General features: G+C 63.0%; 30 protein-coding genes. 17 read left to right on the top strand and 13 right to left on the bottom strand.

Going from position 1 to position 22,983, the window contains the following annotated elements:
- Window position 1 precedes the first annotated feature (1 nt).
- Both JQ586_RS19570 and JQ586_RS19565 read left to right on the top strand, forming a co-directional pair.
- Complete coding sequence (locus JQ586_RS19570) at window positions 2-856, top strand: CoA ester lyase (protein WP_212396242.1); 855 nt, start codon at window positions 2-4, stop codon at window positions 854-856.
- Between the two features lie 109 nt (window positions 857-965).
- Window positions 966-2,198, top strand: a complete 1,233-nt coding sequence (locus tag JQ586_RS19565; RefSeq protein WP_212396241.1) for an acetyl-CoA C-acetyltransferase — start codon at window positions 966-968, stop codon at window positions 2,196-2,198.
- 6 nt (window positions 2,199-2,204) lie between these two features.
- Here the strand turns inward: JQ586_RS19565 and JQ586_RS19560 are convergent, their stop codons facing one another.
- Both JQ586_RS19560 and JQ586_RS19555 read right to left on the bottom strand, forming a co-directional pair.
- A complete protein-coding gene (locus JQ586_RS19560) occupies window positions 2,205-3,797 on the bottom strand; it encodes an ATP-binding protein (RefSeq protein ID WP_212396240.1) in 1,593 nt (530 codons plus the stop codon).
- Window positions 3,794-4,492: a response regulator transcription factor gene (locus JQ586_RS19555; protein WP_212396239.1), complete on the bottom strand. Its 699-nt coding sequence runs from the start codon at window positions 4,490-4,492 to the stop codon at window positions 3,794-3,796. Before JQ586_RS19555 ends, JQ586_RS19560 begins: the two co-directional genes overlap by 4 nt.
- A 347-nt stretch (window positions 4,493-4,839) precedes the next feature.
- Between JQ586_RS19555 and JQ586_RS19550 the strand changes: the two genes are divergently transcribed.
- Both JQ586_RS19550 and JQ586_RS41325 read left to right on the top strand, forming a co-directional pair.
- Window positions 4,840-5,874, top strand: a complete 1,035-nt coding sequence (locus JQ586_RS19550; RefSeq protein WP_312016983.1) for a glycoside hydrolase family 3 N-terminal domain-containing protein — start codon at window positions 4,840-4,842, stop codon at window positions 5,872-5,874.
- Complete coding sequence (locus JQ586_RS41325) at window positions 5,871-6,143, top strand: glycoside hydrolase family 3 N-terminal domain-containing protein (RefSeq protein ID WP_312016982.1); 273 nt, start codon at window positions 5,871-5,873, stop codon at window positions 6,141-6,143. The genes JQ586_RS19550 and JQ586_RS41325 overlap by 4 nt, the downstream gene beginning before the upstream one ends.
- Before the next feature lie 63 nt (window positions 6,144-6,206).
- Here JQ586_RS41325 and JQ586_RS19545 read toward each other — a convergent pair whose 3' ends face one another.
- The 3 genes from JQ586_RS19545 to JQ586_RS19535 form a co-directional block, all read right to left on the bottom strand.
- The gene (locus tag JQ586_RS19545) at window positions 6,207-7,361 is read right to left on the bottom strand and encodes an OpgC domain-containing protein (RefSeq protein WP_212396238.1); all 1,155 of its coding nucleotides are present in this window, start codon (window positions 7,359-7,361) and stop codon (window positions 6,207-6,209) included.
- Window positions 7,362-7,532: 171 nt separating this feature from the next.
- Complete coding sequence (locus JQ586_RS19540) at window positions 7,533-7,808, bottom strand: hypothetical protein (protein WP_212396237.1); 276 nt, start codon at window positions 7,806-7,808, stop codon at window positions 7,533-7,535.
- A gap of 141 nt (window positions 7,809-7,949) precedes the next feature.
- Window positions 7,950-8,588 (bottom strand): S24 family peptidase, encoded by a 639-nt coding sequence (locus JQ586_RS19535; RefSeq protein WP_212396236.1) that lies wholly within the window; start codon window positions 8,586-8,588, stop codon window positions 7,950-7,952.
- 136 nt (window positions 8,589-8,724) lie between these two features.
- On the opposite strand from JQ586_RS19535, the gene JQ586_RS19530 reads away from it, so the two are divergent.
- The 5 genes from JQ586_RS19530 (at window position 8,725) to JQ586_RS19510 (ending at window position 12,694) form a co-directional block, all read left to right on the top strand.
- Window positions 8,725-9,279: a GcrA family cell cycle regulator gene (locus JQ586_RS19530; protein WP_249147791.1), complete on the top strand. Its 555-nt coding sequence runs from the start codon at window positions 8,725-8,727 to the stop codon at window positions 9,277-9,279.
- Between the two features lie 99 nt (window positions 9,280-9,378).
- A complete protein-coding gene (locus JQ586_RS19525; protein ID WP_212396234.1) occupies window positions 9,379-9,954 on the top strand; it encodes a DUF6456 domain-containing protein in 576 nt (191 codons plus the stop codon).
- A 221-nt stretch (window positions 9,955-10,175) separates the two neighbouring features.
- Entirely contained in the window at window positions 10,176-10,598 is a 423-nt protein-coding gene (locus JQ586_RS19520; RefSeq protein ID WP_212396233.1) for a GFA family protein, read from the top strand.
- Between the two features lie 303 nt (window positions 10,599-10,901).
- Entirely contained in the window at window positions 10,902-12,173 is a 1,272-nt protein-coding gene (locus tag JQ586_RS19515; protein ID WP_212396232.1) for a CaiB/BaiF CoA-transferase family protein, read from the top strand.
- A 338-nt stretch (window positions 12,174-12,511) separates the two neighbouring features.
- Window positions 12,512-12,694 carry a hypothetical protein gene (locus JQ586_RS19510; RefSeq protein WP_212396231.1) on the top strand — a complete coding sequence of 61 codons (183 nt, stop codon included), beginning with the start codon at window positions 12,512-12,514 and terminating at the stop codon, window positions 12,692-12,694.
- Between the two features lie 24 nt (window positions 12,695-12,718).
- On the opposite strand, the gene JQ586_RS19505 is transcribed toward JQ586_RS19510, so the two are convergent.
- The 4 genes from JQ586_RS19505 to JQ586_RS19490 form a co-directional block, all read right to left on the bottom strand.
- A complete protein-coding gene (locus JQ586_RS19505) occupies window positions 12,719-13,039 on the bottom strand; it encodes a cupin domain-containing protein (RefSeq protein WP_212396230.1) in 321 nt (106 codons plus the stop codon).
- Window positions 13,036-13,698: a YqcI/YcgG family protein gene (locus tag JQ586_RS19500; protein ID WP_249147790.1), complete on the bottom strand. Its 663-nt coding sequence runs from the start codon at window positions 13,696-13,698 to the stop codon at window positions 13,036-13,038. The genes JQ586_RS19505 and JQ586_RS19500 overlap by 4 nt, the downstream gene beginning before the upstream one ends.
- Window positions 13,699-13,815: 117 nt before the next feature.
- Complete coding sequence (locus JQ586_RS19495; RefSeq protein WP_212396228.1) at window positions 13,816-15,108, bottom strand: MFS transporter; 1,293 nt, start codon at window positions 15,106-15,108, stop codon at window positions 13,816-13,818.
- Entirely contained in the window at window positions 15,108-15,821 is a 714-nt protein-coding gene (locus JQ586_RS19490) for a hypothetical protein (protein ID WP_212396227.1), read from the bottom strand. The genes JQ586_RS19495 and JQ586_RS19490 overlap by 1 nt, the downstream gene beginning before the upstream one ends.
- 117 nt (window positions 15,822-15,938) lie before the next feature.
- Between JQ586_RS19490 and JQ586_RS19485 the strand changes: the two genes are divergently transcribed.
- The 3 genes from JQ586_RS19485 to JQ586_RS19475 all read left to right on the top strand — a co-directional run bounded on the left by JQ586_RS19485 (window position 15,939) and on the right by JQ586_RS19475 (window position 18,552).
- A complete protein-coding gene (locus tag JQ586_RS19485; RefSeq protein ID WP_249147788.1) occupies window positions 15,939-16,904 on the top strand; it encodes a GlxA family transcriptional regulator in 966 nt (321 codons plus the stop codon).
- Between the two features lie 165 nt (window positions 16,905-17,069).
- Complete coding sequence (locus JQ586_RS19480) at window positions 17,070-18,203, top strand: alpha-hydroxy acid oxidase (RefSeq protein ID WP_212396225.1); 1,134 nt, start codon at window positions 17,070-17,072, stop codon at window positions 18,201-18,203.
- 145 nt (window positions 18,204-18,348) lie between these two features.
- Window positions 18,349-18,552, top strand: coding sequence for a hypothetical protein (locus JQ586_RS19475; protein ID WP_212396224.1), 204 nt, complete (start codon window positions 18,349-18,351; stop codon window positions 18,550-18,552).
- Window positions 18,553-18,561: 9 nt separating this feature from the next.
- Here JQ586_RS19475 and JQ586_RS19470 read toward each other — a convergent pair whose 3' ends face one another.
- On the bottom strand, window positions 18,562-18,747 hold the full coding sequence (locus JQ586_RS19470) for a hypothetical protein (protein ID WP_212396223.1): 186 nt from the start codon (window positions 18,745-18,747) through the stop codon (window positions 18,562-18,564).
- A 235-nt stretch (window positions 18,748-18,982) separates the two neighbouring features.
- Between JQ586_RS19470 and JQ586_RS19465 the strand changes: the two genes are divergently transcribed.
- The gene (locus tag JQ586_RS19465) at window positions 18,983-19,336 is read left to right on the top strand and encodes a phasin (protein WP_212396222.1); all 354 of its coding nucleotides are present in this window, start codon (window positions 18,983-18,985) and stop codon (window positions 19,334-19,336) included.
- 37 nt (window positions 19,337-19,373) lie between these two features.
- Here the strand turns inward: JQ586_RS19465 and JQ586_RS40535 are convergent, their stop codons facing one another.
- Window positions 19,374-19,634, bottom strand: coding sequence for a hypothetical protein (locus tag JQ586_RS40535; RefSeq protein ID WP_249147786.1), 261 nt, complete (start codon window positions 19,632-19,634; stop codon window positions 19,374-19,376).
- Between the two features lie 121 nt (window positions 19,635-19,755).
- Here JQ586_RS40535 and JQ586_RS19460 point away from each other — a divergent pair, with 121 nt between their 5' ends.
- The gene (locus JQ586_RS19460) at window positions 19,756-20,088 is read left to right on the top strand and encodes a hypothetical protein (RefSeq protein ID WP_249147785.1); all 333 of its coding nucleotides are present in this window, start codon (window positions 19,756-19,758) and stop codon (window positions 20,086-20,088) included.
- 67 nt (window positions 20,089-20,155) lie between these two features.
- Here JQ586_RS19460 and JQ586_RS19455 read toward each other — a convergent pair whose 3' ends face one another.
- A complete protein-coding gene (locus tag JQ586_RS19455) occupies window positions 20,156-20,341 on the bottom strand; it encodes a hypothetical protein (RefSeq protein ID WP_212396329.1) in 186 nt (61 codons plus the stop codon).
- Between the two features lie 685 nt (window positions 20,342-21,026).
- Between JQ586_RS19455 and JQ586_RS41140 the strand changes: the two genes are divergently transcribed.
- Together JQ586_RS41140 and JQ586_RS19450 are read left to right on the top strand one after the other, a co-directional pair.
- Window positions 21,027-21,158, top strand: coding sequence for a hypothetical protein (locus JQ586_RS41140; protein ID WP_283815461.1), 132 nt, complete (start codon window positions 21,027-21,029; stop codon window positions 21,156-21,158).
- A 1-nt stretch (window position 21,159) separates the two neighbouring features.
- Window positions 21,160-21,312 (top strand): hypothetical protein, encoded by a 153-nt coding sequence (locus tag JQ586_RS19450; protein WP_212396221.1) that lies wholly within the window; start codon window positions 21,160-21,162, stop codon window positions 21,310-21,312.
- A 219-nt stretch (window positions 21,313-21,531) separates the two neighbouring features.
- Here the strand turns inward: JQ586_RS19450 and JQ586_RS19445 are convergent, their stop codons facing one another.
- Window positions 21,532-21,789, bottom strand: coding sequence for a LexA family transcriptional regulator (locus tag JQ586_RS19445; protein WP_212396220.1), 258 nt, complete (start codon window positions 21,787-21,789; stop codon window positions 21,532-21,534).
- A gap of 94 nt (window positions 21,790-21,883) precedes the next feature.
- On the opposite strand from JQ586_RS19445, the gene JQ586_RS19440 reads away from it, so the two are divergent.
- Window positions 21,884-22,983 (top strand): IS630 family transposase (locus JQ586_RS19440; protein ID WP_249147784.1); only part of this gene is annotated, 1,100 nt, incomplete at its 3' end.

The raw sequence follows: 22,983 nt of genomic DNA, 5'->3' as shown, positions 1-22,983 counted from the left end.
GATGCGATCATTCCTGTTCGTTCCCGGTGACAGCACAAGGAAGTATGAGAGCGCGAAGAAGACCGCGGCCGATGCGCTGATACTGGATCTCGAGGATTCCATCGCGCCGGACCAGAAGGTCGTGGCACGCGGGATCACGAGGAAGATGCTCGACGAGCGAAGTCCGGGCCAGAAGCTCTATATCCGCGTCAATGCCCTCGACACCGACATGACGCTTGGCGATCTCGCCGCCGTGATGCCGGGGAAGCCTGATGGTATCGTGCTGCCGAAATGCGCCGGCGCCGCCGACGTCAACAAGCTCGCGCTCTATCTCGATGCGTTCGAGGCGGCTTCGGGCATCGGGCAGGGAACCACGCGGATCGTGACAGTCGCGACCGAGACGGCGCGCGCGCTGCTGAAAGTCCTCGACTTCGAGAATATGAGCCCGCGGCTATGGGGCATGATGTGGGGTGCGGAAGACCTCGCAGCTTCGCTCGGCGCCACGCGCAATCGCACCGACGGCCGCTATCACTCGCCATTCATCCTGGCCCGCGATCTCTGCCTGATCGGCGCGGCCGCTGCCGGCGTGGTCGCGATCGACACGATCGCAACCGACATCAACGATCTCGAGGCGCTGAAGGCCGAGGCGATCGCCGCGCGCCAGGATGGTTTCCTGGCCAAGGCCGTGATCCATCCCAAGCACGTCGACATCGTCAACGCCGCGTTCAGGCCGACGGACGAAGAGGTGATGTGGGCTGAGCGCGTCGTGGCGGTGTTTGCCGGCAATCCGTCTGGCGTCGCCAGGATGGACGGCAAGATGCTGGACAAGCCGCATTTGCGCGCGGCGGAAAAAATCCTCGCGTCTCGCGGAAAATAGTCAGGCATTGGGCCTGCTCGGCGAGACGTGGGCCTGGTAGCGCGAATTGACTCTCGGCCGGGATCGGCGGCAAATGCAACAAAACCAATATCGCCGAGAGGAAATCACCATGGCTGACGCGCTGATCATCGATGCATGCAGGACACCGCGGGGCATCGGCAAGGCCGGCAAGGGCGCGCTTTCAGGCATTCACCCGCAGCAGCTCGGCGCCACCGTGCTGCGGGCGCTCGCCGACAGGACCGGCATCAACACCGCCGACGTCGACGACATCATCTGGGGCACCAGCTCGCAGCGCGGTCCGCAGAGCGGCGATCTCGGCCGGATGTCGGCGCTCGACGCCGGCTATGACGTACGCGCGAGCGGCGTCACGCTCGATCGCTTCTGCGGTTCCGGCATCACCAGCGTCAACATGGCCGCCAACGCCATCATGTCGGGCTCCGAGGATCTCGTGATCGCCGGCGGCACCGAGATGATGTCGATGGAGGGGCGCCGCGGCGAGGGACCGTTCCTGATGGATGCCGGTAATCTGCGCCTGCGTGCCCGCCATCCGCAGTCGCACCAGGGCGTCTGCGCCGACGCGGTCGCAACGCTGGAAGGTATCAGCAGGCAGGACGTCGATGAACTCGGCCTCGAGAGCCAGAAGCGCGCGGCGGCCGCGATCAAGGGCGGTCATTTCGACAAGAGTCTGGTTCCGGTTCATCGCGAGGACGGCGCGCTTGCGCTTGACCGCGAGGAATATCCGCGACCGCAGACGACGCTGGAGGGCCTTGCCGCGCTGAAGCCGGCATTCCCTGCCATTGCCGACTATGCGCTTGACGACAAGGGTACCACCTACCGCAGGCTGATCCTGGAGAAGTATCCGGATCTCGAGATCAACTTTGTCCACCATGCGGGAAACTCGTCCGGTGTGGTCGATGGATCCGCCGCTATCCTGCTGGCGTCGCCGGACTATGCACGCAAGCACGGTCTGAAGCCGCGCGCACGCGTGGTCGCGATGGCCAATATGGGGGACTCGCCGACCCTGATGCTCAATGCGCCGGTGCCGGCCGCGCGCAAGGTGCTCGCCAAGGCCGGGCTCACGCTCGACGACATCGATCTGTTCGAGATCAACGAGGCCTTCGCGGTGGTCGCCGAGAAATTCATCCGTGACCTCAAGCTCGACCGCGACAAGGTCAACGTCAACGGCGGCTCGATCGCGCTCGGCCATCCGATCGGTGCGACCGGCTCGATCCTGATCGGGACGGTGCTGGACGAGCTTGAGCGGCGCGATCTCAAGCGCGGTCTGGTCACGATGTGCGCCGCCGGCGGCATGGCTCCGGCCATCATCATCGAGCGGGTCTGAGCGCGATCAGGCGGCCGGAAACCGCAGCTCGAAGGTGACGCCGCGATCGGACGGCTGCAGGTCTATCGAGCCGCTGTGGCTCACCATCACGGCCTGCACGATCGCAAGTCCCATTCCGGTGCCGCCGCTATCGCGGCGGGTGGTGAAGAAGGCGTCGAAGATCCTGTCGCGATTGGCGTCGGAGATCGGGTCGCCGTCGTTGCTGACCGTCAACCTCACGGCGGACGGCTCGCCGACGGCTTTGATCTGCACGGACTGCGCGTTGTGACGGAAGGCGTTGTCGGTCAGGTGCGCCAGCACGATCATGGCTTTTTCGCCGGACATCCCGATCATTCGATCGAGACTGCCGCTGGCCGAGATCGTGTGGGTCGGAAACCGGGCCCTCAGACTCTCGATCACATCGGAGAGTTCGACCTGCTCGTTATGCGGCGCGCTTTCTGCGCGGGCCAGTTCGCGCAGCCGGTGGCTCATCGCGTCCAGCCGCTCGACGTCGCCGAGGATATTGGAGACGAACTTCTTCTGCTCCGCCCGCGTCAGCGTGTCCGACGTGCTCTGAAGCGAATCCTGCAGCAGCTCGGCGGCACCCTTGATCGATGTCAGGGGTGATCTCAGCTCATGCGTCAGGTGGGCCGAGAAGGTGGCTATATAGTCGGAGCGCCGCGACAGTTGATGGGCCATGTCGAGGAAGCTGTCGGAAAGCCGGGCGAGCTCACGGGTGCCGTAGTGCTGGAGCGGCTGGAATGCACTGCGATCACCGCGGCCGATGCGCGCGGCACGGTCGACCAGCTCGCGCATCGGCCGCGTGATTGTGCGCGAGAACAGCAGCCCGATCGCGATCGTCGCCAGCACCACGGCCAATGCGGCGAGCAGGAACTTGCCGCGTTCCTGATAAAGATGGTCGAAGATGTTGCTCGGCGTTCGCGAGGTGTAGATCACGCCGGCGACGCGGTCATTGACGATGACGGGCATAGCCGAGAAGACATGAACGCCGACGCCACGGCTGATCGAATAAATGGGCGGCGGAGGCTTGTCGGGTACTCGGATGCGCAGCGCGGCGCTATATTGGCCCCGCAGTGCCGTCGCGACCTCTTCGATATGGGCGAGCGACTGTCCGACTTCCTGGCGGCCCGCGATCACCACGCCCTGCGGATCGAGGATCCGAAAGCCTGCAAGGGTCACCTTCTGGGTCTCACGAATGATCGGCGTCAGACGCTCGCCGATCGCGATGTAGCCGGGGTCTGCCGGCTTCGAGGCGGGCAGGGCATCGGGCCGCCGCCGCAGCAGGTCGTTGCCGGCGAGATCGAGCGCGGGCCGGATCGGCGTCACCGGATCGCCGGGATCGGGCCGCGCGTCCGCCGGAACCTCCGCGCCGAGCGGAATTCCGCTGCCGATCCGCGCCTGCACGTCCTGCGCAAAGATCGCGGCCAGCACGCGGCTTTGCGCGATCAGTTCGGCCTGGGTCTGGTGAATCAGCTGGTTGTCGTAGAGGCGGAAGAAGAACAACCCCAACATCGGTAGCATCGCGACCAGAGCGAGCACGGCGAAGATGACGAGGTTCAGCGACGGTCGCCACTTCACCCGGGCGTGGAACGAGGTCATGCCTGCGGCTCGCAGCGGCCGAGCCTGAAGCCGACGCCGTGGACGGTCTCGATGACGTTGTCGCAATTCACGGCCGCGAGCTTGGCTCTGATATTGCGGATATGGCTGTCGATGGTGCGATCGGAGACCTGGATATTGAGCTGGTAGGCGGCGCTCATGATCTGTTCGCGGCTGAAGACGGCCGTCGGCCGCGTCAGGAACGCACGCAGGATGCCAAACTCGATCCCGGTCAGGCGAAGCGGCGCGCCGGCGAATGCAGCAGCGTGCTGCTCCGGATCGACGGAAAGCTGTCCCTTGGAGAGCGACGTCGGCTCGATCGCATTCGCCCGCGGCGTCAACCGCCGGAGGATGACGGTGACCCGCGCGACGAGTTCGCGCGGGCTGAACGGCTTGGTCACGTAGTCGTCACCGCCAATCTCGAGGCCGAGCACGCGGTCGATTTCCTCGTCGCGGGCGGACAGAAACAGAATCGGCACGTCGGAGGACTTGCGGATCTGGCGGCAGACATCGAGGCCGTCGAATTCCGGCATGCCGATGTCGAGGACGATCAGATCCGGCCGGTCGCTGGCAAACCGGGTCAACGCCTCCCTGCCGTCATGCGCCTCGACCACGGTCATGCCGGCCTTCTTGAGGGCGACGCGGATGACCTCCCGAATATGCCGGTCGTCGTCGACGATAAGGATGCGGTGGGTCACGAGTCCTCTCTGAGAGCCGACGTCCGCGCTGTCCTGCCGCGATTCCCTGCTGCTGCCAGTCCAGGAAAAGCCACAGCGTTGCCGTCAGGCCATCCGCCGAAGCTGCTGTTGTACAGGGCAATCGGGGTCGGAAACAAGAACGCGATCGGCGTAGTCGACAACGCAGTGGTCCCTGCGGCGCGAAAGAACATTGGCCGCCAAAGTGCAAAAGGCACGAGCGCGATCAGCAGGAGTTCAGGAATCTTTTGCAGATCGTGTGCAGACGCGCCTTATCCGCTCGCACCGGCGAATCGCGTCTGGTAGGGACGGCGACATCGATCGCCTTCGTTCAACATTTCGTCGATCATATGCAAATCGGAAAGAGCATCGGCACGGCGCTGGCCTGGATCGCCGGCCTCGTATTCGTCCTCGCGGGCATCCACAACAACGATCCTTATCTGGTCATGCTGCGTGGGACGGGCAATCTGGTCCTCGCGGTCACAAGCATCGTCGTCGCGGTTCTGCTACTGCGCGGCTGTTGTTTGCGCGAAAGTCGCCGGGCGGGAAAGCTCCTCGTCGCATTGTGGTGCCTGCCGCCAATCGCATTGCTGGCCTCGCACGCCACGTTCGAGCTGCGCAAGCAGGGCGTTCTCCGGACCGAGCCGGCGCGTGCACGGTTGCTCGGACAGCACTTCATCGTCGGCTACTCCTCATTCGACGAGGTGGCGCGGCTTGCCGAGGCGGGATTGATCGGCGGCATCTATGTCACCAGGCACAACGCCGCGGGCCGTACGGGCGCGGCGCTGAAAGGCGAGATCGCCGCGTTGCAGGACAAACGGCGCGTCGCCGGCCTGCCGCCTTTGATCGTCGCGGCGGATCAGGAAGGGGGCATCGTGTCTCATCTGGCGCCACCGCTGGCGAAGCTGCCGGCGCTGGCCTCGCTGACCGATCTGGCGCCCGATCAGCAACGGGCGAAGGCCGAGGAATTCGGGCGCATCCATGGACAGGAGCTGGCGTCGCTGGGCGTCAACCTCAACTTTGCGCCGGTGCTCGACCTGCGGCCGGGCGCGAGGCGCAACCGGTTCGATTTCAATACGCTGATCAGCCAGCGCGCAATCTCCGACGATCCCATCAATGTCGGCACGATTGCGAGCGCCTATATTCACGGCCTCGAGGCATCGGGCGTCGCAGCCACCGTGAAGCACTTTCCGGGACTGGGGCGGGTGCGTACCGACACGCATCATTTCAACGCCGACCTCGATACGCCGGTTGACGAGCTCGAGGCCGCCGACTGGCGCCCGTTCCGCGAGGTCCTGTCGACGACCGACGCGAGGTTGATGGTCGGGCACGTGGCCGTGAGCGCGCTCGACCCGGGCGACCGGCGTCGCATTCAAAGGTCGTGATCGACGGGCTGATACGGAAGACCTGGCACTACCAGGGCATCGTCGTAACCGACGATCTGGTGATGGGGGCAATCTATCAGCACGACGTCTGCACGGCCGTTGTCGAGGCGCTGAACGCCGGTGCCGATCTTCTGCTGGTTGCCTATGACGGTGCACAGTTCTACCGCCTGTTCGCCTGCGCGTCGGAGGCCGCCGATCGCGATGTGCTCGATCGCGGCATGCTGCACGAAAGCGAAGCACGGCTGAAGCGCGCGCTTGCGATCGACTAGGTGGGGAGCTTCAGGTCGTACACCGCAAAGCGTCGGCGGGCGAAATGCGGCCGCTACCCCGCGCTAGGACTGGGCACCGATCGCCGACTTGTAGTCCTGCCGCCTGGACCAGGACACGTAGTAGGCGACACCTGTCATCGCTGCGATGCCGATGATGCTGACGACAACCTGCATGGCCAGCGAATTTGGGCCGGTGATCAGCACGAAGTGCGCGGCAAAGGAGAGGAATACCCCCGCACAGAACACGGCGAGCCACTCCTCGCCGCATTTGACGATCGGCTGCAGCACGTTGGATCGCAAGTAGGCGCAATCCCGCGGCACCAGCAAAGTGAAGAGGAACGTCAGCGCCAGGAAATGCAGGATTCGGTATGCCGCGATGTTCTCCTTGTCGGTCGGCACGAACAGATCGGTGAAAGAGTCCGGAACCATCTCCGCGAGAACCGGGATATTGCTGCTGGAGACGATCACCAGGGCAAACAGCAGATACAGCAGGGCTGCAGCGCGCAACGCCGGCATGGCCTGCATCGCGCGGAGGACGCCTGCGTACGGCTTGCCGATGAGCGCGAACCAGCCGCCCGTCACGAACAGCAGCTGCCAGCAGAACGGATTGAAATACCAGCGTTCGTCCGGGTATGACACCAGGTTCCAGTCGAGCAGGCGCGCGGCCGCATAAAGCGCCACAGACGCTGCGAGCGTCACGTTCGGCACGCGCAGCAGGCCGGCCAGAACGACCGGCAGGAACGCCATCAGGACAATGAAGAGCTGCAAGACGTCGAGATTGAGCGGCTTGGCTTGCAGGAGCAGGCCGTAGACCAGTGTCCGGAGCGAATGGTCGATGAAGCCGGTGATGTTGAACTCGCTGAAGAGCTCGGGTGCGGCAGTACGGCTCGCGACATAGCTGATCAGGTCGACATAGATCACGAAAAGCACGATGTAGGCCGCGTAGAGCTGCCAAACCCGCTTGAAGATGCGGGTCGCGGCCACCAGATATCCGCGTTCCACTGCCATCCTGGCATAGATGAGCGTCGCCGCGTAACCGCCGACGAACACGAACAGATCCGTTGCGCCGCTGAAGCCGAAGTTTCGCAACGTCAACGAGCTGACCGCATTATGGGGAATGTGGTCCAGGAACAGAAACCAGTTTGCGATGCCCAGCAACAGCGCGATCCTGAGATCGCTGTCGCGAGCCGCGATCTCTGCGTTCATTGTCGGATTCATTGAAGACAAAAGTCTGTTCGTATCCCGGCGAATCGCCTGTTTAGCGCGAAGCTACGCTCCGTCCCAATGGACTTTGCGTGAGTCATATCTAGTCTGCTTCCAATTCGGGCGTAATGGCAGACGCGCAACGAGGATCACGTTTTCGAAATCGGTCCGTGATCGCATCCCCGGTCAGAGGGGCTCGTGTTTGCGGAGATCGCGGGCGTGGTCAAGAGCATTGGCCTGCATATCGGCGTCCGGCAGGCTCATCCCGGGGAGGGCGGCCTCAGCCAAAATCTCTCCCGTGATGTCCGCGACCGCGGATTCCACGACTTCGTGGACGAAGCTGATGTTCCCATATTCGCCCGACGCGACGCGGGCGACGACCTGGCGGCGTGTCATCTCGGGATCGACGACCGCCTCGCGGCCACGACGGCCGTAGTCGATCATCACGACGAAATACTGCATGCTCGAATATTCGGTGTCCGTGACCGCGTACAGTATTTCTGATAATCGTAAATATGTCAAGCCGAAATTTCCGGAGCCCGGAAACCGGGCTCCGTGGATATGACCGTTTCAGGGAAAGTGCGCCGGCCGGTCGAGCACGGGCTATTTTTCCGACGCCCGACCGCCCTGGTTTCGGGCCGCCTTGCGGGTCTTGGACGCGTTCTTCCCGTGCAGTCGCTGGATCTGACCGCGGGGCAGGGTGAGGCAGATTTCGCCAATCCATTCGAGCTTCACGCCGTTGATCGGCTTGGCGTTGAAGCTCTTGAGATTGACGGTGCCTGGAGAATTGCCGCGCTCGATCGTCTTCAGATAGCGCTCGCCGCTCTTGAGGCGGACCGCTGCTTCCTCGCCATAAAAGGTCGACAACGGATAGCGCTGATCGCGGTAGACCACGATGATGTCGCCGTTCTCGTATTTGGGCAGCATCGAATCGCCGGAAACCTCGAAGGCGACTGTCTCCTCCGTGATGGGGAAGGGCAGTTCGACTTCGCCGAGGCCTTCCGGCGGGACCTGCTCATGTTCGGGTTCGATCGACGCACCGGCGCCGACCCGGCCCATGATCGGCACCGAGTTCAACTCGAGATATTCGATAATGAGCGGTATCTCCGACGCCTTGATCAGGCGTATGCCCGACAGTATCTCGGATACGGCCCCGGGCCGGACCCCCATGGCGTTCGCAAGGCCTCCCTTGGTCTTGCCCGGCCGCTCCAGTCCCTTTTCGATCAGCTTCACATCAAGCATGGCTTTCCCTCTCCGAATCTCGTACTTCATAGCAGTTCCGATTATCGGAAATCAAGCTTGACTTTTTGTTCGGAATATCCGAAGATTCCCAGGGCGCCGGGTGATGCGCCGGGAATGGGAATTCGGAATGGAAGCAATGAACTGGCCGCCGGAGCATTCGGCGGTGCTGCGGGAGCTGCGTGCCCGCGGCATGTCCTACACGGCGATCGCCGACACGATCAATGCAAGGTTCAACACGGCCTACACGCGAAACGCGGCCCTCGGCCGGGCGCAGCGAATGGGGCTCGGGGCCCTCGAGCGGCCGGAACCGTCCCTGCCTGGGTACCTCGACCCACCCCGACCGTCCTTGATGCCGGAGCCACTCGGCGCGGGGCGCCTGCGTGAGGTCCGCGTCGATCCGAGAACTGATCTGCTGCGCGGTCCGGACATCTTCACCGGGAGGGTGGAGATGCCCGTGCTTCGTTGCGCCGAAGTTGCACCGCGGCACCTTTCGCTGCTCGAGCTCGATTGCGGAGATTGTCGCTATCCCTATGGCGGCGATGCGGACGGCGAGTCGATCACTTTTTGCGGTCATCCGCGCCGGCCGGGCTCGCGTTACTGCACCCCGCATTTTCACTTGACCCGCGATCTCCGGTCGTCGGCGAAACCGGTGCTGAGCGACGCCTGGCTTGCCGCCATCGGGTTGGCCTGAAGACTGCTGCCTCCTGACGATCGGACTTCGGTCCGCGATCTCGATCGCGCGGATGCGCCATCCGCGTGCCCCTCCATCCGACATCAAGGAGTCTTGTCAATGCCGCGAGCCAAGCGCCGCAATCCGCACGATCCCGCCAGGGCACACGATCGCCGGTCGCAGGATCTGCCCTGCAATGCGGAAGTTGCCGCCGTCGAAGTCGATGATCCTCTCGGACTCGAGCCCGGCGAAAAGATCGTCGCGCTCCGCTCGATTCGCAATGATCCACTCGGCCGGCTGCATGCGCATCACCAGATCGATGATGCGCAATATCGGGGAGGCCGGGCGTTCCAGGACGACTGGGAGAAGGCCCAGCGAGGCCCGCGCGCGGTCGACACCACGCGCGAGTTTGTCGACGGAGGCGAGCGGCGTGAGCCGATCACGGAGGGGCAGCGTCGTGCGGTGCTCAGGCTGAATCGCGCCGAGCACGAGCTCGGTGCCGACGGCTCGATGCTGGTGCACGACGTTCTGATCCTTGGCATGACCATGGAGCAGATCGCGCAGAGGCGCGAATTGCGCACCCAGCGCTGGCAGGATTATTTTGCACGACGCCTGAAGGAATGCCTGGACCGGCTGGCACTGATCTATGGATTTGCCACGGCGCATCCGCTTCCCGCGAAGAGCCTGCGCCGTTGATGCAGCCGAGTGCGCGCGGGGTCTGTGCGGCTGCATCACGCTCCGCACAGCAGCCGTGGTTCAGGTCACGTCCGGATCACCGTTTGCGCGTGATGAGCTTCGGATATCGCGTGTTGCCCCGAACATTGTCGACAGCGGAGTGGACTCTCTTGTAATGTCGACGCATCAGCGCCTCGGTGCTGGAAGCCGATCTGATTGTTTCACCCAGGGAGAATAGACTGATGAAGCACACTGGAAATTGCTTTTGCGGCGCCGTCGAACTGCAGGTCACCGGGAATCCGGAGGCCATGGGCTACTGCCACTGCCGTTCGTGTCGCTCCTGGTCCGGCGGCCCGGTGAATGCATTCAGCCTTTGGAAGCCCGCGGCGGTGGAAGTGACCAAAGGCGGAGAGCACATCGCGACGTTCGAGAAGACGCCGATGAGCCAGCGCAAATATTGCAGCAAATGCGGCGGTCATCTGATGACCAATCATCCGACGCTCGGGCTGGTCGACGTCTTCACGGCAACGATCCCGACGCTCACCTTCGCTCCGGCCGTTCACGTCAACTATGCCGAGGCGGTGCTGCCGATCCGCGACGGCCTGCCGAAGCTGAAGGACTTCCCGGCCGAGTTCGGCGGCTCCGGCGAAATGATGGCCGAGTAGGTCGACAACTTCCAGACATCGGCGAACCGCGTGGCGATGGGCGTCGCCACGCGATGGTCTGCATTCCTGTCATCGTGCAAACTCCGGCCAGGCCCTCGAGAGATGGGCCTTGCATGGCAACCGAGCGGGCAGGCGCCGGATTTCCAGCGGGTGCGGACCGCTGTCTCTACCGTCAGCCATGTCAGGCGGAGGTCCCGCCCTGCAAAATCCGGATTTGGTCCTGGTGATCGGCTTCCGCTAAAAGGCGTTTGCGCGCAGTTCGTTGAATTTCGCCTGACAAAATAACAGAGGAAGCATCCAATCATGCCCGCCAGACCGGAATTGCCTGAGCGTACTCCGCGTGGAGAGGGGGTCCCGACGGCGCTCGATGGTCTGCTGGTCGTCGATTTTACGCGTGTCGTGGCCGGGCCCGCCTGCACCCAGACGCTGGCAGACTTCGGTGCCGAGGTCATCAAGATCGAGAATCCGGACGGCGGCGACGACACGCGCCACTACGAGCACGCCGAGATCGGCGGAGAGAGCGCGGCGTATCTAAGTCTCAATCGGAACAAGCGCGGCATTGCGCTCGACTTCAACAACCCGGCTGCGCTCGACGTGGCGCGCGAGTTGATCGCGAAGGCCGACGTCGTCGTGGAGAATTTTTCCGGCGGCGTGATGAGGAAGTTCGGCCTCGACTATGCGTCGGTCGCACCGACCAACCCGCGCCTGATCTATTGTTCGATCTCGGCCTACGGCCGCAAAGGTGATTTTGCGTTGCGCCCCGGCTTCGATCCGATCACTCAGGCGGAAAGCGGCTTCATGTCGCTCAACGGCTTTCCGGACAGCGAGCCAGTGCGGACTGGTCCGCCCATTGTCGACATGGCAACGGGCATGTCGGCCTGCAACGCCATTCTGCTGGCGCTGATCGCGCGCGACCGGATTGGCAGGGGACAGCAGGTCGAGGTCGCGCTGATCGACACGGCGGTTGCGATGACCGGGTTCTACGGCATGGCCTATCTGATCAACGGCAACAATCCGGGCCGGTTCGGCAATTCGCCGAATGGTTCGCCAACCGTCGGGATTTATCGGGCGTCCGATGGACCGCTCTACATGGCTTGCGCGAACGATCGCCTGTATCGCCGGCTGGTGACCGAGGTGCTGGAGCGGCCCGATCTCGTCACCGACCCCGAGTTCGCGCACCGCAAGGCACGGACCGCCAACAAGGAGAAGCTGCGCGCCATCATCGCCGGCGTGTTCGCGTCCGACACGCTCGAGAACTGGATGGCGAAGATGAAGAGGGCCAATATTCCGGTCGGCTATCTGCGTACGGTCGAGGAGGGATTCAACGCACCGGAGGTGCGCGACCGTGATCGCCTCAGCAAGATCCCTCATCCGACCGCCGGCGCGGTCCCAAACATCGAGTCGCCCGTCAACATGAGTTTGACGCCGACGATCGACCCCGTTGCGGCGCCGCTGCTTGGCCAGCACACCAGGGACGTCCTGAGCAAGACCCTCGGCTATGACGACCAGCGCATCGCGGCGCTGGCCGAGGCTGGCGCATTCGGCAAGGCGGCAGGAGCCAGCCAAGCCGGTTAGCCGCGCGCAAATGCCGCGTGCCTTGACGCCCCAACGCTGAGAGCGGCGAGCCGAAGCTCACGCTGTCCCGAAACGGATGCGTGCCGCTCCGAAGTTGCCAGGCACCGAAATAGGGCCGTTTCGGCCTTCAGTTCGGCTTGCTGCGCAGGTTGCTCCTTGGCATACTTTCTACCTGCTCGGGCTCCGCCCGATCGATTTCGAGGCGTGCCATCCTGAGTATCAAGGTTGCGGTTGTCAGGCCGAGACGTTCGGCCTCCTGGGCTGCGGTCTCGACCTTCTGGGCCAAGCCGTCACGCTTACCTGGATATGCCATTCGTGATCCTCACTGAAGGTGCGAGATGAAGAATCCCACATATGTTGCGGAGCTACAGAACAAGCTCGGAGCTCCATCGAGCGAAACAGTAGAAAGCCTGCGACTGTTGAAGGCCTTCCTTCGGCTTGCGCCCGACCAGCGCGGTGAAATCATCGAACTGGTCGAACGGTTGGCGGCCGAGCCGCCGAATGGTCCCTCACTGTCGTGAAGGGCTGCAGATTTCCGCGCATTATCAATTGCTGATCGACTTCGCCGGCGGCTGCGTCGCGATCACGTAGACCGCGCCGCCCTCGAGTGCCTCCGATTGATGGCGCGTGCCGGCCGGCAAGAAGATCGTGTCGCCGGCACTGACGATCCGCTGGCCGCCATCCCAGACAAAATTGAGCCGACCGCTGAGGATCATCAGAATCTCGTCGACCGGGTGGGTGTGGAAGTGATGCACCTTGCCCGCCGAGTCATGCTGCAGTTCCACGGAACCCTGGACGGGAAGCAGGTCCAGGATTGCGGGATCGATGGCGAATTCGGTCCTTGTGCCTGCGATGATCTGGGTCATGCCGCCTGTTCCTTGTTCTCGATCGTTGGCGTCTTGCTTTGAGCGAGCTTGGCGAAGGGGCAGCCTCCGCCCGCGGTGTTGTCGTCGTGCAGGAAATATTGCAGATACTCGCGTCCGTCGGTGGCACCGTAGCGGCCGAGCAGCGGCGAGGGGCTCGCGCTGTCGTATGGAACGAGGCGCTTGCGAACCTCGGCGAAGGCAGCGTTTGCCGCCCTCTCGGTCCCGAGGATCTTCTCGAATACCCACCGCGGCTGGAAGGTGAGCATGAACGCGCTGGATCGGCGGCTCTGCCGCATCACATGCGCAGGCGTCGTGCACACCACGAAGATCGGCTCGCCTGCGAACGAGAACTCCCACATCGGATCGTCGATCTGCTCGGGGATCGCGGCCGGCCACGGGCTCTTGTCCAGATATGCGAGCTGGTCGAGGGTCAGCCACATCTTGCGATAATAGGCATCAAGGGTCTGCACCGGGCGCGGCCGCGTGAATACGATCAGCGACGTATTGGGACCGAATGCGCGGGCCTGCGCCACGTATTGCGCGAGTTGTTCGCCAAGAACGGCGACATCATACGGGTCGAGGAAGAGGTAGCGGAGTTGATCCTGACGATGTCCGGCGACGCCGAATACGCAAGGAAACGGCCTCGCTTCGCTGCTCATCTGCGCTTCGAATTCAGAGAACATCACGCTTTGCCAGCTGCTCACCGGAAAGTTCGATGCAACCTCGCCCTTCCTTAGAAACAAGCGCTCCATAACACCCCCTCACTCACAATGAGACTAACGAGCTATCAACTTGCTCCTCATCAACAGCGGCCCGGCGATGCCGGGCAGCGACATGAGCAGCAGAACGACGATCAAGGCAGTGTAGCCGGCATCGCCAATCGCAGCCTTGTTGTGCACGGCGTCGGTACCCGGGACATGGCTGGCTGCGAGCATGGCGAAGCTGATGACAGTTTGCGAAGCGCCGGCGAAAATTCCGGCGGCGGTGGTGTTCACTGAAGCGCCGACGCCGATGAGGCTTGCGGTGTACAGCTTCTTGACGCATTTCAGCACCAGCGGGACGGTGCCGCCGGCGACAAGACCGAGTGCCGTGAATACGATGGTGACGTAGACGAGGCCAAACGCGTGGGCGAGCGGCGGCAACAGCATCGCTGTCAAGACCATGCGCAGCGCGCAAATGCGGATCAGTGCGCTGTCGAGCGCCGCAGCTGCGCGATCGGCCGCATGACCGAGGAAGATCGAGCCAAGCATGTTGCCGATCATGAAGGCGAGCAGGGGTGTTCCTGCGGCGGTCTGCGAGATGTTGAAGAAATGCGCCACCATCGGGATGCCCCAGACGCCCGACAACGTGGTCACAACTGCGAAATGAGATGCGAACGTCAGGGCGCACCCCCAGTTCGCAATGTGGGTCAGCGATTGTCCCGCCGCCGTCACGACCTCCCTTAGCGTCTTGTTGCTGTGCGAGGCCGGATCAGGCTTCAGCGCAAGCCTGGCGAAAGCGAGGTTGGCAAGCCCGACGCAGGCGATAAAGAGGAAACAGGCCCGCCAGCCAAAGCCCGATACTGCGGCCGCGAGCGGCGTGGTGGCGATCATGCCGCCGACATAGCCGGAGAGTTGCGAAATTCCCGACATCGTGCCGAACCGTTCGTCCGTAAAGCTCTGCGCAACGAGCTTCAGGAGTGCGGTGAAGACCAGCGCATCGCCGCAGGCGACGATCAGGCGTGCGACAAAGACATCGAGCAGATCCGGCGCCAGCGCGAACGCCGCGCTGCCGAGGGACGAGGCGATCATGCTGCCCAATACGACGCGCTTGACGCCGTAGCGGTCGACCAGAAGACCCGCCGGGATCTGCATCAAGGTGTAGCCCCAGAAATAGCTGGAGGCGAGCATCGCCACACCGGCCGCATCGGTGTTGAAGTCGTGCATGAAGCTGAGGCTGACCGATTGCGGCGATACCCGCTGCAGGAAGGCGATCGCATAGGCGATGGCCACCGTTGCCCACGCCAGATAGGCACGATCCGTCAGGCGCGAGGTGGGGGTGTAGACGGCCTGCTGACCAAAGGTCGACATCACACCCTCGCGTAGCCGACGGAGAAAAGGGCATCTGCGGAATTCGGAATCTTGCGCGACATCGCCGCGTCGACGAGCGACGCGGTGCCGTGATAGGCCTGCGGATGGTGCCTAATGTGGCCGTAGGCGCCGCGCATGATCATGTCGGGCACCTCGAGCAGCTTTCCAGGATAGAGCGATGCGCACATCTCGACACACGCAGCCTGCAATCCAGGGTCCTGCGCATCGTCGAGCAACGACGGCGTGACCTTTTCACAGATCTTGGCGTTGGCGGCCCAGACGATCGGATTGCGGGTCCGCCAGCCGTAAAGCACACCGCCTGCGGGTCTTTCCGCGGCGCCGGAGCATTTCAGGACCTCATTGGTAAAGAAGCCGTAAAGGCCGCGACCCTGATGGGCCGGCAGCACCTCGGTGCCGCTGCGATAGATCGCCGGTCCGGCCGACATCTGCAGCACGCGATAGACCGAAAAGGCCACGAGGCCCGAGCTGTCATAGGCCAGGACCAGGCTGTATTTGCCGTCGAACGGCGAGGAGGCGGCAGTCCAGTGCGGCTCGATCGCCTGCCAGTTGACGGCGATGATGCCGTTCATGGCGTCCATCAGGGGCTGGCGGTCGGCGGACCGGATCCGGGAGGCGTCCGGAAAGCTGTAGATGGCGTAGTCGGCCCACGGCGATCTGATCGCCTGATATCCGCTGCCCAGATGTCGCGACATGGCAGAACTCCCGCCTTCCACCGCGAGCTATACAGGGGTGCCTCGAATGGCTTAAAGGACAATATGCCCTCAAAAACTGCCAACCCGGCCCGGCCCGAGCCGCAGGACAGGTCGCCGATGCGACGGATCGCGATCGTTGCCTTTCCGGGGGTTACCTTGCTTGATATCTCGGGGCCGGCCCAGGTCTTTGCCGAGCTGCAGGCGATCGAGCTGCCGGGGCCGGGTTATTCGTTGTCCTATCTGTCGACCAACGGTGGGCTGGTGCCGACCGATGTCGGCATGATGATCGACACCGCCTCGATCGGTAGCGTTGCCCCTGGCGAGGTCGACACGCTGGTGGTCCCGGGAGGGCCCGGCATCTGGAAGATCCGCAACGACGACAGGCTGATGAATTGGATGACGGAGGCGCTGCCGAAGGCACGCCGTGTCGCATCGGTCTGCCTCGGCGCGTTTGCGCTGGCCTGGACCGGCATCCTGGACGGCAAGCGTGCAGCGACCCACTGGCGCTATTGTCCGCGGCTGCAGGACAGCTTCCCCAAGATCCGCGTCGAGCCCAACGCGATCTTCGTCAAGGATGGACGGGTGTGGTCGTCGGCTGGCGTCAGTGCCGGCATCGACCTGGCGCTCGCCATGATCGAGGAGGATTTCGGTCACACCACGGCGCTCGACGTCGCACGCAGGCTTGTCGTGTTCCTGAAGCGGCCTGGCGGTCAAAGCCAGTTCTCGACGGTGCTTGCAGCGCAGGCGTCCGATGTCGAGGGACGCTTCAGTGCCCTTCACGCGTGGATCATCGAGAACATCGCCAGCGATCTCAAGGTCGAGACGCTGGCGGAGAAGGCCGGGATGACGCCGCGCACGTTTGCCCGCACCTATGTCAACCGCACCGGCATGACTCCGGCGAGCGGTGTCGAGGCGTTGCGTGTCGAGACCGCGCGCTTGCTGCTGGAAAGCCGCCAGATCGGCGGTGTGGTCGAGGTCGCAAAGCGGGCCGGGTTTGGCGATGACGAGCGGATGCGGCGGGCTTTCCTGCGGCACCTCGGCGTGTCTCCGACCGAGTACCGAAACCGCTTCTCCGGCAGGTAGCTCGCGCTGGCGCGCGGCGGGTTTCGGACGCCGGCATGGCCGCATCGAAATCATCCATCTCGTGGGCGAATGGCTGACCTTCGCGGGCGCATTCATCTGCTCAACGCGGTAGCTTTTCCGGTTTGTCTGCGGCTAATGTGCCGGCGAAATCGGGAGAGAAACACCATGAATGACGGGACCCCCAGCCGGGCAGAGCGCAACGTCGAACTCGGCGCAAGCGGCGAGGAATACCAGAACCTGCACGAGTTCGTGCGGAAGGCCCGCTCCAAGCTCAACCAGAACGCCTGGGACTACATCATCGGCGCTTCGGAAACGGAGACCACGATGCGCCGCAACAGGATGGCACTGGACGAGATCGCTTTCAGGCCGCGCGTGCTGCGCAACGTCGCTCAGGTCGACCCGTCAGTCGAGGTGTTCGGGCGCAGGCTGCGGATTCCCGTGGTGATCGCTCCGGTCGGTGCGCTCGAGATTTTCGATCCCGATGCAGGCGGAGCTGTCGCGCGCGGTGCGGGAACGTTTGGCGCAGCGCACATGCTGAGCTCGGTGTCGGAGCCGGGTCTGGAAAACACCGCGAAGGCTGCGCCAGACGCGCTGCGCTTCTACCAGCTCTATGTGCGCGGCGACGATGCCTTCGTCGAGGACGTCGTCAGCCGTACCATTGCCAATGGGTACGCCGCATTCTGCCTCACTGTCGATACCGCCCACTATAGCCGGCGAGAACGCGACATCGCCAAGCGCTATGTGCGCGAAAGCCGCATTCGTGCCACCGGCGGCGATTTCCAGAAAGGTCTGGAATGGCGGACGGTGAAATTGATCAAGGACAAGTTCAAGATTCCGCTCATCCTGAAGGGGATTGCAACTGCGGAGGATGCGAAGATCGCTCTCGATCACGGGGTCGACTGGATCTACGTGTCGAACCACGGCGGACGTCAGCTCGACCACGGCCGCGGTTCGATGCACGTGCTGCCGGAGATCGTTGAAGCGGTCGCGGGTCGCGCCAAGATCATGGTCGACGGCTCGTTCTGCCGCGGCACCGACATCGTGAAGGCGATCATCTCGGGTGCCGATCTCGTCGGCATCGGCCGCCTGCAGTGCTGGGCGCTCGCCGCGGCCGGCGAAGCGGGCATCGTGCGGATGCTCGAACTGCTGGAGGATGAGATCATCCGCTGTCTCGGGCTGCTCGGCGCGACCTGCTTTGCCGACCTGGACAGGTCTTACCTGCATCAGGCGATGCCGACCAATCTGCCTGATGTGTTCAGCGCATTCCCGCTTCTGGATATCGAGTCCTATCGCTACTGAGGCAGAGCGCCCCGGACCTTCAGTTTGCAAGCGCGATCACGGCCCCCAAAGGCGTCGATTGCGCCTGCGGCTCGATTCTGCGATGTCCATGAAGACGCCGCGGCAACGTCAAAGTCTGAGCGAAATGCCGCACTAATCGAGGCGAATGGCAGATAATCCATTCGCTGAATTTTCCCTCGAGCGAGCCATCGGCCTGCGATGGACGTTGCGAGATATCCAGGCCGGCCGGCTCAAATTGTCGCCGGTCAGCGACGAGGACCTCCGCGCGCTCACGGGACTCGGGCTGATCGAGCTGAACGACGACGGGCCGCTGCTGACGCCGGCCGGAGCCGCGGTGTTGAATGGTTGATCCGGCGATCTAGCGCACCTTCAGGAAGCTCTCGCCGGAATTGCAGGGCGTGCATTGATAGGTCAGCACGTCATAAACCTGGTCGCGCGGCTCGATCACCGCAAGACGCATCTGCGCGCCGCACTTCATGCACGGCATTTCTATGCTGGTTGCGAACCGCGTGCAGGTCGGCGTCGGACGGAATGTTTGCAGCATTGTATCCCCATGTCCCCAAGAGAGACGCAAACGCCACCAAACTGAAGCCCGAATCACTTTGCCACAATGCGGACATGATTGGAATCCTGGCGGTAATACGGTCTGGAACGTCTTTCGTAGGTATATTTTCCTGTCGAGATGGAACAAGCGGCGACCTTGGCGGTTGGTTGATCCGGCGCTGACGCCACCGCAATCTATGCTAACGTCGCAGGACGCATATTTCAGGGGGCCGATCATGATTGAGCCGAAGCTTGAAGTTCCCGCCGAACTCCGCGACCTCGCGGAAAAAACCATCGACCAGGCCGAGAAGGCATTTGGCATGTTCTTCGATGCCGCCAGCAAGTCGATGACGGCGATGCCCGGCACGGGGACGGAGATCTCGAAACAGGCGCTGTCCTTCACCGAGCAGAACATGAAGGCGGCGTTCGAGCATGCGCGCAAACTGGTGCATGCGACCGACCTTCAGGAAGCGATGCGGATCCAGTCGGAATTCCTGCGCAGCCAGTTCACCAATGCCGGTGAACATATGCGGCAGATCACGGGAAGCGTAATGTCGGCGACCAAGGACGCGACAAAGGGGAAGTTCTAGAGCGGGCCTTCTGAACCGACACCGTCAACGTCCACTGTCAGCGTCGACGCGCAAGGGCAACTCCGAGCAGGAAGGCGACGAAGAGGCTGGCAAGCGGTGCTTCGCGCGTGACGGCGCTGACGGTCGCCAACGTCCCGCCCGGCCGCCGTGAGGCCGCGATCGCCCCGCTCAGTCGATCGACGGCAGCCCGAAGGCTCTCCGATACATCGGTGATCGTGCGCGACACGTCGGTCGCCGTGTCGATTGCACGCTCGCCGAGACTGGGCTGCAGCGGAGATTCGGGCGTTTCGAAACTCATTCCACGTACCGGGTTTCAACCAGGCCATCTGCGCGTGCTTTGGCATGCGCGGCGAGATATCGGCAACAGTTCGGAAATGCGGCGGTCGCGGTTTGGTTCCACGCATGAGGCCGCGATTTCGATGAAACTTCAGGGTATGCCGGAGCTTGTATCTGCAATGACAACAACATTGCAGGTTCGTATGACCGAAGGGAGAAAGCGACACGGCGGCCTACCGCTCGTGGTGGCAGCGGTGGTTGCGATCCTCGGCGTGGTGGGCATGCTGATCGTCGACCATGGACCGTGGAGCAAGCCAAGGGTGCAGACAGCCGCGAATGCCAACTACTCAACGACCGGAGAGGCTGCACGCGCGGCGGGCGCAGCGGTGAATTCGACCGAACCCAGGGCACGGATCGAGCCGGCCCCGCCAGGCCCAAGGCCCGTTCAACCGGTAAACCCGGACGCGCCGCACTAGATCAGGCCATCGTTCGGCGTCCATGGTGCCCATCGAAGGATGATCGCGAATTTCGAGCGGATGGCCGTCAGCGGATACTGACGAACTTGCCCCAGGCTGCGGCGAGCGCGGCACCGACCAGGACCAGGAACGGACTGTCGCAGAACATGCCGCCATACTGGCACATGGTGGTGCCAAGCGAACCGATCTGATTATGACCTGCGGCATAGAACAGGCCCGACAGGACGAGCAGCACGGTAGCCACGAAATACATCGACGCCTCCTTGCGATGCGCGTACGGCGCGTGGGCCATTGGCGACCGCCGCCAGCCAAAACAGTCCTGATGCCGATTCGGGTTGCGCACCGCCCGCGTCCTTGACGCGTCGGGCAAATCAGCGGCACACTCACATCATCGCAGCCAGCATAAGGCGATTCCGCCGAAAGCAGTGCTTGCGAAGTTCCTGTATTCCACGAATTTTCGATGCAGGAGGTTTCTCTCCATCGAAGCCGACGGATAGTATTTTGCCGACTTCGTTAACCTTGCAAAGAGAGTTTCGAATCTTTAAGCGGGCCGGCAAGGCCAATGTTTTCAGCAGGTCGGGAGTGGTCTTCCATTTTCGTCGAAACACCGTGTAGCGGCCCTTCGACGCCGACTTGAACCATATGGCGGGTAAACCTCCAACACGTCACCTCTGAGGTCCAGACAGGCCTTGTCAGCGCGACGCGATGGCATCCTCTGGCGTAACCTTCCCGATCAAGTGCCAGAAAAATTTATGCTGTTGCGTGCCCGGCTGGCCGAATTTCCGCTCAACGTCGATCACGCGGCGGCATACGGCATGTCCCACACAGCCGCTGGCAGACGATAACCTGACTGTATTGCGCCACCATCGCATCACCGCTCCGTAGTTCATCGAAGCGCCGATCGACAGCGAAGCCTTCCTTGTCTCATCGAGAAGGTTTTGCTCACGCCCGTGCCCAACCGCGACATCGTTATTATGGACAATCCCGACTGGTACAAGGCCAATGCCATGCGTCGCGCGATCCGTGCGGTCAGCGACCAGGCTCTTCGACCTACCGACATCCTGGCCTAGCTTGAACCCGATCGAGCAATTCTTCGCCAAGCTCAAATACTGGCTGCGCAAAACCGCACGACGAACCACCGCGGCGGCCTATGACGCTATGGCTGCAATCCTTGACATCGTCTCGCCGGCCAAATGCGCCAGCGACTTCGCCAACGCCGGATAGGACCAGGCCTCATCGTGCTCGGGCTTTCGGAGCGGAAAGCTCACGCCAGACAACCTCGGTTCCGAAGGCCGCGCCTCACGAACCGGGCAAACGCCGTCGACCGCGGACGGTATTGCGGCCGTCGTAGCAAAAGACGGCGGCAACAATTCCACCGACTCTGGAATTTCGAGTCAGCAACTAGTACCTCTGCACGGTGAATTTGACGGGTTGAGCGCTGGATCAGAGTAGGTCCGGCAGTTGGTTGGGATCAGCGAGCAGTTCGATGCTGCGGGGTGTCCTCGGCTGCCTTTGGATGAATCCTGCCCGTTCGAGCGTCAGCACCATCTGATGAACCGATGGCGGGCTGACGCGGAAGTATTCCTGCATGTCGGTCTCGCCCGGGGGACGGCGGTGTAACCGAGTGTACAGATGGATATAGGCCAGATATTGGCCCTGCTTGGCGGTGAAGGTTTTTCCCGAGCGACTCACGCCGGCCATCCGATTCAGCTGGTGATCCGTGCCTCAACACGAGGAGGCACGGATGAATGTACGCTATCGGGTCGAATTGAGCTAAAGCGAGCGCACAGAACTCATGCACCTCATGAGCGGCGGCAAGCAGGCGGCGCGCAAGCTCAAGCGAGCCCAGATCTTGCTGGCTGTCGACGCCGGCGTCAGCGACGAGGACATCGCTGCAAGCGTCGGGGTTGGCGGTTCGACCGTCTACCGGACCAAGCGGCGGTTTGTCGAAGGCAACCTGGAGCGAGCGCTGAGCGAAGAACCGCGCCCCGGAGCAGAGCGCAAGCTCACTGGCAAGGAGGAAGCCCTGCTGGTGGCGACCGCCTGCTCGAGCCCGCCCGCGGGGCGCGCGCGTTGGACGCTGGAGCTGTTGGCGGGCGCAATGGTCAAATTGACCGCGCACGGGAGCCTATCGCGCGAGACGGTGCGCCGCCGCCTGGCCGAGAACGATCTGAAGCCGTGGCGCAAAGACATGTGGTGCATTCCCCAGGTTGACGGCGATTACGTCGCCCGCATGGAGGACGTGCTCGATCTCTATGCCGAGGCACCCGACCCGAAGCATCCGGTGGTCTGCTTCGACGAGAGCCCGATCCAGCTCATCGGCGAGGTGCGTCAGCCAATTCCGGCGAAGCCGGGGCAGCTCGAGCGCTACGACTGCGAGTACCGGCGCAACGGCACCGTCAACCTGTTTGTCTTCCTCGATGTGAACCGCCCCTGGCGTAGAGTGAAGGTCACCGAGCGCCGGGCCGCGGAGGACTTCGCTGCCTGCATGCGCGACCTCACCGACGTTCATTATCCTGCAGCGCAACGCATTCGCGTGGTGCTCGACAACCTGTCGACCCATTCACCCGGCGCGCTCTACCAGACCTTCCCGGCCGACCAAGCACGACGCATTCTGCGCCGTTTGGAGTTCCACTACGTCCCCAAGCACGCCAGCTGGCTCAACATGGTCGAGATCGAGATTGGCGTCCTGGCTCGCCAATGCCTCGACCGGCGCATCGATAGCTACGCCCGGCTCGTCGCCGAAACCGCGGCCTGGCAGAAGCGGCGCAATGCCGAACGCGCCCGCATCAAATGGATGTTCACAACCGAAAAAGCTCGCGCCAAAATGGGCCGTGCCTACCCCAAACCCGCCGCCAAACTAGACCGAACTCAAAGAGTCAAAACCTCTGTGAC

The sequence above is a fragment of the Bradyrhizobium jicamae genome, from assembly GCF_018130215.1.
GTDB lineage: Bacteria > Pseudomonadota > Alphaproteobacteria > Rhizobiales > Xanthobacteraceae > Bradyrhizobium > Bradyrhizobium jicamae_A.
Note: the sequence above shows the minus strand (reverse complement) of the source record. Positions and strands in the feature narration are given on the sequence as shown.

What these genes read in the sequence shown, in the direction of transcription:
- JQ586_RS19570 (WP_212396242.1), top strand. Translation starts at nt 2, where the DNA reads ATGCGATCATTCCTGTTCGTTCCCGGTGACAGCACAAGGAAGTATGAG.
- JQ586_RS19565 (WP_212396241.1), top strand. Translation starts at nt 966, where the DNA reads ATGGCTGACGCGCTGATCATCGATGCATGCAGGACACCGCGGGGCATC.
- JQ586_RS19560 (WP_212396240.1), bottom strand. Translation starts at nt 3,797, where the DNA reads ATGACCTCGTTCCACGCCCGGGTGAAGTGGCGACCGTCGCTGAACCTC.
- JQ586_RS19550 (WP_312016983.1), top strand. Translation starts at nt 4,840, where the DNA reads ATGCAAATCGGAAAGAGCATCGGCACGGCGCTGGCCTGGATCGCCGGC.
- JQ586_RS19545 (WP_212396238.1), bottom strand. Translation starts at nt 7,361, where the DNA reads ATGAATCCGACAATGAACGCAGAGATCGCGGCTCGCGACAGCGATCTC.
- JQ586_RS19540 (WP_212396237.1), bottom strand. Translation starts at nt 7,808, where the DNA reads ATGCAGTATTTCGTCGTGATGATCGACTACGGCCGTCGTGGCCGCGAG.
- JQ586_RS19535 (WP_212396236.1), bottom strand. Translation starts at nt 8,588, where the DNA reads ATGCTTGATGTGAAGCTGATCGAAAAGGGACTGGAGCGGCCGGGCAAG.
- JQ586_RS19530 (WP_249147791.1), top strand. Translation starts at nt 8,725, where the DNA reads ATGAACTGGCCGCCGGAGCATTCGGCGGTGCTGCGGGAGCTGCGTGCC.
- JQ586_RS19525 (WP_212396234.1), top strand. Translation starts at nt 9,379, where the DNA reads ATGCCGCGAGCCAAGCGCCGCAATCCGCACGATCCCGCCAGGGCACAC.
- JQ586_RS19520 (WP_212396233.1), top strand. Translation starts at nt 10,176, where the DNA reads ATGAAGCACACTGGAAATTGCTTTTGCGGCGCCGTCGAACTGCAGGTC.
- JQ586_RS19515 (WP_212396232.1), top strand. Translation starts at nt 10,902, where the DNA reads ATGCCCGCCAGACCGGAATTGCCTGAGCGTACTCCGCGTGGAGAGGGG.
- JQ586_RS19510 (WP_212396231.1), top strand. Translation starts at nt 12,512, where the DNA reads ATGAAGAATCCCACATATGTTGCGGAGCTACAGAACAAGCTCGGAGCT.
- JQ586_RS19505 (WP_212396230.1), bottom strand. Translation starts at nt 13,039, where the DNA reads ATGACCCAGATCATCGCAGGCACAAGGACCGAATTCGCCATCGATCCC.
- JQ586_RS19500 (WP_249147790.1), bottom strand. Translation starts at nt 13,698, where the DNA reads ATGAGCAGCGAAGCGAGGCCGTTTCCTTGCGTATTCGGCGTCGCCGGA.
- JQ586_RS19495 (WP_212396228.1), bottom strand. Translation starts at nt 15,108, where the DNA reads ATGTCGACCTTTGGTCAGCAGGCCGTCTACACCCCCACCTCGCGCCTG.
- JQ586_RS19490 (WP_212396227.1), bottom strand. Translation starts at nt 15,821, where the DNA reads ATGTCGCGACATCTGGGCAGCGGATATCAGGCGATCAGATCGCCGTGG.
- JQ586_RS19485 (WP_249147788.1), top strand. Translation starts at nt 15,939, where the DNA reads ATGCGACGGATCGCGATCGTTGCCTTTCCGGGGGTTACCTTGCTTGAT.
- JQ586_RS19480 (WP_212396225.1), top strand. Translation starts at nt 17,070, where the DNA reads ATGAATGACGGGACCCCCAGCCGGGCAGAGCGCAACGTCGAACTCGGC.
- JQ586_RS19475 (WP_212396224.1), top strand. Translation starts at nt 18,349, where the DNA reads ATGGCAGATAATCCATTCGCTGAATTTTCCCTCGAGCGAGCCATCGGC.
- JQ586_RS19470 (WP_212396223.1), bottom strand. Translation starts at nt 18,747, where the DNA reads ATGCTGCAAACATTCCGTCCGACGCCGACCTGCACGCGGTTCGCAACC.
- JQ586_RS19465 (WP_212396222.1), top strand. Translation starts at nt 18,983, where the DNA reads ATGATTGAGCCGAAGCTTGAAGTTCCCGCCGAACTCCGCGACCTCGCG.
- JQ586_RS40535 (WP_249147786.1), bottom strand. Translation starts at nt 19,634, where the DNA reads ATGAGTTTCGAAACGCCCGAATCTCCGCTGCAGCCCAGTCTCGGCGAG.
- JQ586_RS19460 (WP_249147785.1), top strand. Translation starts at nt 19,756, where the DNA reads ATGAAACTTCAGGGTATGCCGGAGCTTGTATCTGCAATGACAACAACA.
- JQ586_RS19455 (WP_212396329.1), bottom strand. Translation starts at nt 20,341, where the DNA reads ATGTATTTCGTGGCTACCGTGCTGCTCGTCCTGTCGGGCCTGTTCTAT.
- JQ586_RS19445 (WP_212396220.1), bottom strand. Translation starts at nt 21,789, where the DNA reads ATGGCCGGCGTGAGTCGCTCGGGAAAAACCTTCACCGCCAAGCAGGGC.